The sequence below is a fragment of the Pseudomonas sp. A1230 genome, from assembly GCF_044218825.1.
Classification (GTDB): domain Bacteria; phylum Pseudomonadota; class Gammaproteobacteria; order Pseudomonadales; family Pseudomonadaceae; genus Aquipseudomonas; species Aquipseudomonas iridis.
Window position 1 is genome coordinate 1067515 of the sequence record NZ_CP162582.1, and the last position, 11397, is coordinate 1078911.

The window sequence follows — 11397 nt, forward strand, 5'->3', positions numbered from 1 at the left end:
GAATAAATGCCGAAGCCGTTCCTGTAGCGACTTCGGCATTTGTGCGTCTGGCGCAGGTTGCTGCCGGGCCGGTATTGCGCCAGGTTGCTAAATCATTGCGTTTGTCATTCGTTCTTGTTGATACGACCGGGCCTCCTGGTCACGCCGCCGATCAGCAAGGACCCCATGCATGAATGCCGCAGACGCACAGAAACTAGCCCGCCGTTTTATCGAATTACCGCAGGACAAACGACGTTTGTTTCTCGCCGGTATGGCTCGCGAAGGCATTGATTTTGCGCAGCTGCCCATGACGGCCTGTGAGGGAATCGCCGAGCGCGAAGGGCTGTCTTACGCGCAGCAGCGGATGTGGTTTCTCTGGCAGCTGGACCCGCAAAGTGCCTCCTATAACCTGCCGATGGCGGTACGCCTGAACGGCGCGTTGCAGGTGCAGGCCCTGGAGCAGGCGTTCAGCCTGCTGGTGGCGCGGCACGAATGCCTGCGCACCACCTTCGGTCAGGCCGGCGAACGTGCCTTCCAGCGTGTGGCCGAGCCGCAGGCATTGCAACTACCGCTCACTGATTTGAGCCGCGTGCCCGAGGCGCAGCGTTGGCCGCTGGTGCAACAGCACATGATGGCCGAGGCCACGCAAGCGTTCGACCTGGAACACGGCCCGCTGTTGAGCCTGCGGCTGTTGCGTCTGGCCGAGCAGGAACACGTGCTGCTGCTGACCTTGCACCACATCATTGCCGACGGCTGGTCGATGAACATTCTCATCGATGAGTTCATGCGCACCTACGACGCCCTCGTTGCGGGGCGTGAGCCGTCGTTGCCGGCGCTGATTGTGCATTACCGCGATTACGCGCTGTGGCAGCGCAGCTGGCTGGAGGCGGGTGAGCGCGAGCGGCAACTGGATTACTGGCGCACACAGCTGGGCGACGAGCATCCCGTATTGGAGTTGCCGACCGACCGCGCCTATCCGGCACAATCGAGTCATCAGGGCGCGCGTCTGGAAACGGTGATTGATGCCGCGCTGCGCCAAGAACTGAAAAGCCTTGCCCAGCGTCAGGGCGTGACCCTGTTCGTGGTACTGCTGGCCGCGTTCAAGACCTTGCTGCATCGCTACAGTGGCCAGACCGATATTCGCGTCGGCGGTCTGATTGCCAACCGCACCCGCAGCGAGACCGAAGGCCTGATCGGCTTCTTCGTCAACACGCAGATTCTGCGCAGCGAAGTCACCCCGCAAACCCGCTTCGCCGAGCTGTTGCAGCGCCTGCGCGAGGCTGCGCTCGGCGCCCAGGTCCATCAGGAGCTACCGTTCGACGCCCTGATCGAAGCCCTGCAACCGGCGCGCAGTCAGAGCCATAATCCGCTGTTCCAGGTGATGTTCAACCACCAGCCGCTGGTGACTGACTTGCAGCACGTGCAGCTTGAGTCCGGTTTGCAGGTGGACTATCTGAGCGAAGCGCAATTGGCCGGCAGCGGTCGGCAACACGCGGCCACCAGCGACCTGATGCTCGACACCCGCGAGGAGGGCGAGCAACTGTTCGCCGCCTTCACCTACGCCACCGATATCTTCGATGCCGCGACCATCGCCGCAATGGCCGGGCATTGGCGCAACATTCTTGTGTCCGTCTGCCACGACCCGCAGCAATTCGTCGGCGACGTCGCGCTGCTGGCAGATACCGAGCGTAAACAGCTGATTCAGGCCACTGCGTCGGAACCTGATTTCGCCAGCGTGCAAACCCTGTTCGACGCGCAAGTGGTGCGCACGCCGCAGGCAGCGGCGGTGATTCTGGCGACCGGACCGTTGCCGTCACTCACCTATGCCGAGTTGAACACCCGCAGCAACCGTCTGGCGCATCAGTTGCGTGCGCGGGGTGTCGGCCCTGACGTGCTGGTCGGCGTCGCGTTAGGGCGCTCGCTGGAACTGGCGGTGGCTTTGCTGGCGGTGCTCAAGTCCGGCGGCGCCTATGTGCCGCTGGATCCGCAAACCCCGGCCGAACGCCTGCGCCATGTGCTGGATGACAGCGGCCTGAAACTGCTGCTGACCGACAGCGTCAGCCTCGCCAGCCTGCCGCCCCTCGATGGTGTCGATTGCCTGTGCCTGGAGCAACTGGCCGACAGTGACGACGTCGACAATCTGTCGGTGACGGTCGAAGCGCAAAACCTCGCCTACGTGATCTACACCTCCGGTTCCACCGGGCGGCCGAAAGGCGTCGCGGTCAGCCACGGTGCGCTGAGTGAGTTCATCGCCCGCGCCATCAGTTACAGCGACCTGCGCGAAGGTGACCGCGTCCTGCAGTTCGCCACCAGCAGTTTCGATGGCTTCGTCGAGCAGTTTTTTCCACCACTGTGCCATGGCGCTGGCGTGGTGCTACGCGATGCACAGCTGTGGGACAGCGCGACGTTGCATCGAGTGATAGTCGACCACGGCATCACTCTGGCCGATTTGCCGGCCGCGTACTGGTATTGGCTGGTGCAGGAATACGCCGCTAATCCACCGGCCGATTTCGGTGCGTTGCGCCAGATTCACGTCGGTGGCGAGGCCATGGCGGTGGACGGTTTGCGTCTGTGGCAACAGGCCGGTTTGGGCCATGTGCGTTTGCTCAATACCTACGGCCCGACCGAAGCCACGGTGGTCTCGACGATTCATGACTGCACGGCACTGACGGCGGACGCTGTGTCGTGGCGCGGCATTCCCATCGGCCAAGGTCTGGATGACCGTCGCCTGTACGTGCTCGATGATCATTTGAACCTGCTGCCGCAAGGCGCGGTGGGCGAGTTGTACATCGGCGGCCCGGGCCTCGCCCGTGGTTATCACCGTCAGCCGATGCTCAGTGCCGAGCGCTTTATCGCCGACCCGTTCGCCGCTGGCCAACGCCTGTATCGCACCGGTGACCGTGCGCGACTGCGTGCCGATGGTGCGCTGGAGTACGTCGGCCGGGTCGATCATCAAGTGAAGATTCGCGGTTTCCGCATCGAACTGGGCGAAATCGAATCGCGCCTGCAGCAGTGCTCAGGGGTTCGCGAAGCGGTGGTGCTGGCAGTGCCGCTCAGCGGTGGTCAGCAACTGGTGGCGTACGTGGTCTGCGATCAGGCCGTGCTGGAAAGCGCCGCCACTCAGTCGGCGTTCCGCCAGCAAATACGCGCCGCGCTGCAAGCCCATCTGCCGGACTACATGGTGCCGGGGCACTTGCTGTTGTTGCCGAATCTGCCGCTGACGCCAAGCGGCAAGCTCGACCGCAAGGCGTTGCCGGCACCGGATCCGAGCCAACTGCAAGGCGACTATCGCGCACCGCAAACGGACACCGAACAGCAACTGGCGCAGATCTGGGCAGAGGTCCTGCAAGTGTCGCGGGTCGGTCTGGATGATCACTTCTTTGAGCTGGGCGGCCACTCGCTGCTGGCCGCACAAGTGATTGCGCGTATCAAAAGTCAATCGGGCGTGGTGTTGCCGCTACGCAGCCTGTTCGAAAAACCGTTGCTGGCTGATCTGGCGGCGGTGCTGGCGCACCTGGCTGACAGTGCAACGGACGACGACTGGTCCGACATGGATCAGTTCATGAATGCTTTGGAAGGAGAAGAAGTATGAGCGGCACTATGGCGGAGCGCATCGCGAAAAGGTTCGTCGGCTTGCCGCTGGAGCAGCGTCGTCTGTTTCTGGCCAAACTGCGCGAGGACGGCAAGGATTTCAGCCTGTTGCCACTGCCAGTCAGCCGTCACGAAGTCACGCCGATTCCGTTGTCGTTCGCGCAGCAGCGCTTGTTGTTTCTCTGGCAGCTGGAACCACAAAGCGCCGCGTACAACATGGCGGCCGGCCTGCGTCTGAACGGGCGTCTGGACGAAGCGGCGCTGCAACGCTCCTTCGATTTTCTGGTGGCGCGCCATGAAGTGCTGCGCACGGTGTTCCAGACCGACGGCGATCAACCGCATCAGGTAATTCTGGATCAACAACCGATTGCGCTGGAACGCATCGACCTCACGGCGCTGCCTGCTTCTGAGCGCGAGCCGGCCTTGGCGCAACAGGTGCAAACCGTCACGGCGCGGCCGTTCGACTTGCGCCACGGGCCGTTGCTTCGAGCCAGTCTGTTTGCCTTGGCTGCCGAAGAGTTCGTGCTCGTGGTGAGCATGCACCACATCGTCTCCGACGGTTGGTCGATGGACGTGATGGTCAAGGAGTTCGTGCAGTGCTATCAGGCGTTCAGCCTGGAGCGCGAGCCGCAATTGCCGGCACTGGCGTTGCAATACGCCGACTATGCGATCTGGCAGCGGCGCTGGCTGGAAGCCGGCGAGGGCGAGCGCCAACTCGATTACTGGCGCCAGCAGCTGGGCGAGGAGCATCCGCTACTGGAAGTGGCGCCGGACTTCGCCCGGCCACTGACACAGAGCTTCGAAGGCCAGACTCTGAGCTTTGACTTTGGTGCGGACCTGTCGCGGCAACTCAACGCGTTTGCCCGCAGTCAGGGCATCAGTCTGTTCATGCTGGTGCTGGCGGGTTTTTCGCTGTTTGTGTCGCGACACGCCGGGCAGCGCGACATTCGTGTCGGTGTGCCGAATGCCAACCGTGGACGTGCCGAAGTCGAAGGGCTGATCGGCTTCTTCGTCAACACTCAGGTGCTGCGTTGTGAGGTGGATGAGCGCGGCAGTTTCACGGATCTACTGGCGCGGGTGCGTGAAGCATCGTTCGGCGCCCAGGCGCATCAGGAGCTGCCGTTCGAGCAACTGGTGGACGAGTTGGTCGCAGAGCGAACCCTGGGCCATAACCCGCTGTTTCAGGTCAAGTTCAACCAGAACGTCGGCATGCAGAAGCAGCGTGCGATGGCCCTGCCCGGATTGAGCGTGGCGGAATATTCGCTGGACAAGGACGGCACCCACTTCGATCTGGCGCTGGACATCACCGACGACGGCACGCTGATTCACGGTCAGATGACTTATGCCAGCGACCTCTATCGCGCGCAGACTGTTGTCGGTTTTGTGCCGGCCTTGCTCGGTCTGTTCAGTGAATTGCTGAAAGCGCCGCAAGCGCCGCTGCACAGCGTCGCGCTGATCTCACCTGTGGCACTGCCAGCAGTTGCCGAGCCGGCACTGTCGGTGTTGCAGCACTGGGATCGTGAAGTCACCCGCCAGCCTGAAGGGGCGGCTGCCCGCGATTTGAATCAAGTCTTGAGTTATCGGACGCTGGATCAGGCGGCCAATCGCCTGGCCCATCATTTACGCGCCCAAGGCGTGCGCGACGGCCAACCGGTGGCAGTGCTGATGGAGCGTTCGCTGGATTGGCTGACCTGTGTGCTGGCGATCTTCAAGGCTGGCGCGGTGTACATGCCGCTGGACGTCAAGGCGCCGGACGCACGCTTGCAGCAGATGCTCGGCGCTGCCAACGCGCGGGTACTGTTATGCGCCGAAGGCGATGCACGTGTTTGCGGGCTGGCGGTTGACGGCTGTCAGGGCATCGCGTTTACACCGCAGCAGTGGCAGTCAATGGCGGCGGGCACCTGTCCAGCCGTGACGTTGTGCGCTCAATCGCCGGCGTACGTCATCCACACCTCCGGTTCCACCGGACAACCCAAAGGTGTACTGGTCAGCCACGGTGCGCTGGCCAGCTATGTGCGCGGTGTGCTGGAGCGTCTGGCGCCGGCACCGGACGCCAGCATGGCGCTCGTCTCCACCATCGCGGCGGACCTCGGTTTTACCGTGCTGTTCGGGGCGCTGTGCTCCGGGCGGCTGCTGCATGTATTGCCGGAGGAACTGGGCTTCGATCCGGATCTCTTTGCCGAGTACATGGCCGCGCATCAAGTGGGCATGCTGAAAATCGTCCCGGGCCATCTGACCGCTTTGTTGCAGGCCTCACGGGCTGCCGACGTACTGCCGGAACACGCGCTGATCGTCGGCGGTGAGGCGTGTGCGCCGGCACTGGTGGAGCGCGTGCGTCAGCTTAAACCGGGCTGCCGCGTCATCAACCACTATGGACCGAGCGAAACCACGGTGGGCGTGTTGGCCCATGAAGTCGGTGATCTGACCCTGACGCGCAGCGTACCGGTCGGTAGCGCATTGGCCGGTGCTCACGTTTATGTGCTCGACGACGTACTGAACAACGTTGCCGATCAGGTAGCCGGCGAGCTGTACATCGGTGGTGACAGCGTGGCGCTGGGTTATCTGAACCAGCCGGGGCTGACCGCAGAGCGTTTCCTCCCGGATCCGTTCGGCGCGCCGGGTGCAAGGGTTTACCGCAGCGGTGACCGCGTACGTCGCAATCGTCAGCAATCGATGGAATTCATCGGCCGCGCCGACGATCAGGTCAAGGTGCGCGGTTATCGCGTGGAGCCGGCGGAGGTCGCGCGGGTGCTGCTCGGGCTCGAGGGTGTCAGTGAGGCGGCGGTGCTGGCGCTGCCACTGGATGACGATCCGGCGCGGCTGCAACTGGTGGCGTGGTGCGTGCCGGCGGCGAGTCTGACATTGCAGGCGCAGGCGCTGCGCGAGCAACTGCAAGCGTGTTTGCCCGATTACATGGTGCCGGCGCAGATCGTCCTGCTGGAGCAACTGCCGCTGACGGCCAACGGCAAACTCGACAAACGTGCCTTACCGGTGCCGGGGGTGGTCACTCAGCATTTCGTCGCGCCGGTGGGTGAGATCGAAGAGAAGCTGGCGGCGATCTGGGCTGATGTGCTGAAGCTTGAGCGCGTCGGCAGCACCGATAACTTTTTCGAGCTGGGCGGTGATTCCATCCTCAGTCTGCAAATCATTGCTCGGGCCAAGCGCCAAGGCATCAAGTTGAGCCCCAAGCAACTGTTCGAAAAACAGACGGTCGGCCAATTGGCCGCCGTCGCAAAACTGATCGAAGCCAAACCAGCGGTTGCCAGCGCGCAGCCGGCGCGTGGGCCGCTGCCATTGCTGCCGATTCAGGCGCGCTTCTTCGAGACCGAGATTGCCCGGCGTCAGCACTGGAACCAGTCAGTGATGTTGCAGCCGACTACCACTCTTGACGCCAATCACCTGCGCACCGCGCTGACGGCGCTGGTTGAACAGCATGACGCGCTGGCGCTGAATTTCCAGGCGTCGGGCGATACGTGGCAGGTACTGCCGCAGACCCAGCGTGACCCGGAGTTGTTGTGGGTGCGCGAACTGGACAGTCTGGCGTCGTTGCCGGCCCTTGCCGATGAGGCCCAGCGGAGTCTGGATCTGCAACAGGGGCGTTTGCTGCGCGCCGTGCTGGTGAACCTGCCGGACGCCGAGCAACGTTTGTTGCTGGTCATCCATCACCTTGTGGTGGATGGCGTGTCGTGGCGCATTCTGCTGGAAGATCTGCAGCACGCTTATACCGCGCTCGCCACCGGTACCGCGATGGTCTTGCCGGGCAAAGGCACTTCGCTGCACAGCTGGGCTGAACACCTGCAGCGTTATGCGCAGTGCGAGGCGCTGGTTGCTGAGAGCGAATACTGGCGCACAACCCTGGAGGCGGGTGACGCGCAACTGCCGCAGGATTTCCCGCAAGAGCGTCAGGCCCGTGGGCAAGCGGCCCGGGCCAGTTCGCGCCTGAGCCAGGCGCTGACTCACAAGCTGCTCAAAGTCGCCCCTGCTGCCTATCGCACACAAATCAACGACCTGCTGCTGACCGCGCTGGCGCGGGTGTTGTGCGACTGGAGTGAACAGCCTTCGGTATTGGTGCAACTTGAAGGGCACGGTCGCGAAGACTTGTTCGATGAAGTCGATCTGAGTCGCACGGTCGGTTGGTTCAGCAGCCTGTTCCCAGTACGCCTGACCCCCCAAGCGCAGCCGGGCGCATCTCTTTGCGCGATCAAGGAGCAATTGCGTGCGGTGCCGGGCAAAGGCATCGGTTACGGCGTGCTGCGCTATTTGACCCGATCCGCCGAGTTGCAGGGGCTGGCTCAGCCACGGGTGACGTTCAACTATCTGGGCCAGTTCGACGGCGCGTTCAATGCCGACGCAGGCGCCTTGTTTATTCCGGCAGGTGAAAGCACCGGGGCCAATCAGGACGCCGCGGCGCCGCTGGGCAACTGGCTGAGCATCGACGGTCAGGTCTATGGCGGTGAGCTGGAACTGACATGGACTTTCGGTACGGGCATGTACCGTGCCGAAACCATCGAAGCCCTGGCCGTAGCCTATCGTCGTGAGCTGGAGCGTTTGATCGAGCATTGCTGCGACAGTGGCGAGGCCGCTGTCACGCCGTCGGACTTCAGTCTGGCGACGCTGACTCAGGCGCAACTGTCGGCACTGCCGATCCCGGCCCGCGACATCGTCGATCTCTACCCGTTGTCGCCGATGCAGCAGGGCATTCTGTTCCACAGCGTCAACGATCCGGACAGCCCGGCCTACACCAACCAACTGCGTGTCGATGTACGGAATCTGGACACCGAGCGTTTCCGTCAGGCCTGGCAGCAAACCGTCGACGCCCACGAAATCCTGCGCACGGCTTTCGTCTGGCCGCAAGATGCCGCCGCTGCGGTGCAAGTGGTTCGCCAGAGTGCGCAGATGCCATGGCGCTTGCAGGATTGGCGTGGTCGCGATGACCTCGGTACGGCTCTGGATCAACTGGCCAGCGACGATCTGGCCAGTGGTTTCGACCTGACCGCCGCGCCGCTGTTGCGGGTGACGCTGGTGCGCACGGACGACTCGACGCATCACTTGATCTACACCTGCCACCACATCCTCATGGACGGTTGGAGTACCTCGCAGTTGTTCGGTGAAGTGCTGCAGCGTTATGCCGGCATGACCCCGGTGGTCGGGCAGGGACGCTATCGCGACTACATTGAATGGCTCGGCCAGCGCGATCAGCAAGCCAGCCGCGATTTCTGGACGGCGGCCCTGGCTGACCTTGAAGAGCCGACGCGTCTGGCCAATGCCGTGTCTGGCGGGCAGTGCAGTGCCAGTGGTTACGCCGATCACGAGCATGTGTTCAGTGAGCAACTGACGGCTGATTTGAACCGTTTCGCCCGCGAGCAGAAAGTCACCCTCAACACTCTGGTGCAAGCGGCGTGGCTGGTGCTGTTGCAGCGCTATACCGGTCAGGACAACGTCGCGTTCGGCGCCACGGTGGCCGGCCGTCCGACCGACTTGCCAGGCGTCGAGCAGCAGATCGGTCTGTTCATCAATACCTTGCCGGTGGTGGCAGCGCCGTCCGCCGACATCGTTGTCAGCCAGTGGCTGCAACAGGTGCAGAGCCTCAATCTGGCGCTGCGCGAGCACGAACACACGCCGCTCTACGATATCCAGCGTTGGGCGGGAGCGGGTAATGGGGCGTTGTTCGACAGCATTCTGGTGTTCGAGAACTACCCGATGGCCGAAGCCCTGCAACAAGGTCCGGCCACCGGCCTGACGTTCTCGGCGATTCGCCGTCAGGAGCAGACCAACTACCCGTTGACGCTGGTAGCGGTCACCGGTCGCGAGCTGAGTCTGGGGGTCAGTTACGATCAGGCCAGTTTCGCGGCGACGACAGTCGTTGCATTGAGTGCACAGCTTGAGAGTTTGTTGGCGCAGTTCCTGGCTGATGCCACGCAACCGTTGGGAACCCTGCAATTGCTCGCAGAGCCTGAGCTTCAATACGCGATCGATTGGGGGCGGGCCGATGTCAAGGCGCTGGATTCACGCAGCGTGCTGCAACACATCGCCGCGCAAGTGCAGCGGCAACCGCAGGCGGACGCCATTGTGTTCGCCGAGCAACGGATCGATTACCAAGGACTCGATGTCCGGGCCAATCGTTTGGCGCACAAGCTGCAAACGCTGGGGGTCGGGCCAGAGGTGCGCGTGGGTGTGTGCATGCGACGCACACCGGACATGCTCGTGGCCCTGTTGGCAATTCTCAAGGCCGGTGGCGCTTATGTGCCGCTAGACCCGGATTATCCACAGGAACGTTTGCTGCACATGCTCGATGACAGCCGCGCCGCGGTGCTGCTCACCGAGCCGGCGGCGCAGGCGATGTTGCCCGCAGCACTGAGCGCACAGGTGCTGCTGGTGGAAGAGGGCGAGCTGAGCGAATTCCCGTCCACGGCTCCGCTGGCGAAAGTGTCGGCGCAGAATCTGGCGTACGTCATCTACACCTCCGGTTCCACCGGCAAACCGAAAGGCGTGGCCATCACCCATGGCAACCTCTCGGCGCTGATTCAGTGGTCGGCCGGGGTCTATTGCGAGGAGCAGCTGCGCGGCGTGCTGGCCTCGACGTCGATCTGCTTTGACCTGTCGGTCTGGGAGATCTTCGTCACCCTCGCTTGCGGTGGTTGCCTGGTGCTGGCGGACAACGCGCTGGCGCTGGCCGATTTGCCGGCCCGCGAGCAGGTCACGTTGATCAACACAGTGCCTTCGGCAATTGCTGCATTGCAACGCGCCGGGCAGATTCCAGATTCGGTCACCACGATCAATCTGGCTGGCGAACCGCTCAAGCAAAATCTGGTGGACAGTTTGTACGCAAGCACATCGGTCAAGCAGGTCTACGACCTCTACGGGCCGTCAGAGGACACCACTTACTCGACTTTCACCCTGCGTACCGCGCAAGGGCAGGCCAACATCGGTCGGCCGCTGGAAAACACCGTGGCTTATCTGCTCGACAGCCAGTTGCAGGTGCTGCCGAACGGCGTGGCCGCCGAGCTGTATCTGGGCGGTGCCGGGGTGACCCGTGGTTATCTGATGCGCGCGGCACTGACCGCCGAACGCTTTGTGCCGAACCCGTACGCCAGCAACGGCGAACGGCTGTACCGCACCGGCGACCTGGTGCGCCAGGGCAGTGATGACAACATCGAGTACATCGGCCGGGCCGACCATCAGGTGAAGATTCGCGGCTTCCGTATCGAACTCAGCGAAATCGAAGCGCGGCTGTTGGAGCAGGACGAAATCCGCGAAGCGGTGGTGCTCGCTCAGGACGGTGCCGCCGGCAAACACCTGCATGCCTACGTCGTGGCGGCGCAGGCGGTGACGGATCAGCACGCATTGGCGGAACGCTTGCGCAACGCGCTGGCCAGCCGCTTGCCGGCGCACATGGTGCCGGGACACTTGCACCTGATCGAAGCCATCCCGCTGACCCCGAACGGCAAGCTGGATCGCAAGGCCTTGATGACGTTGGGCGACAGCCCGACACAGCAGCATTATCAGGCGCCGCAGACCGATTTGCAGTGGGAGGTGGCGACGGTCTGGCAAGAGGTGCTGGAGGTCGAACAGGTGGGCCTGGCCGACAACTTCTTCCAGCTCGGCGGCCACTCGTTGCTGGCCACGCTGGTGGTGACCCGGATCAAGGAGCGTCTGGGCGACAAGGTGCCGCTCAAAGAGCTGTTCGAAACCGACACCCTCAAGGCGTTCTGTGCGCGGATCGAGGCCTTGCGCGTCGAAATGTCGCCCGTTCAGGATGAATTGGCTAAATCCCTGGAGGCCCTCAAACGTCTATCCCTCGATGATCTGGAAAAACTGATTTCTTGA

The 11397-nt window shown here is 63.0% G+C and carries 2 protein-coding genes; both read left to right on the top strand.

Annotated elements, in window-relative coordinates:
- The first annotated feature begins 169 nt into the window (after positions 1-169).
- Positions 170-3571, top strand: coding sequence for an amino acid adenylation domain-containing protein (locus AB4P97_RS04990; RefSeq protein WP_395602128.1), 3402 nt, complete (start codon positions 170-172; stop codon positions 3569-3571).
- A complete protein-coding gene (locus AB4P97_RS04995) occupies positions 3568-11397 on the top strand; it encodes an amino acid adenylation domain-containing protein (RefSeq protein WP_395602129.1) in 7830 nt (2609 codons plus the stop codon). Before AB4P97_RS04990 ends, AB4P97_RS04995 begins: the two co-directional genes overlap by 4 nt.

Bases quoted from the DNA above. Each gene is read 5' to 3' on its own strand.
- AB4P97_RS04990 (WP_395602128.1), top strand. From the start codon at position 170: ATGAATGCCGCAGACGCACAGAAACTAGCCCGCCGTTTTATCGAATTA.
- AB4P97_RS04995 (WP_395602129.1), top strand. From the start codon at position 3,568: ATGAGCGGCACTATGGCGGAGCGCATCGCGAAAAGGTTCGTCGGCTTG.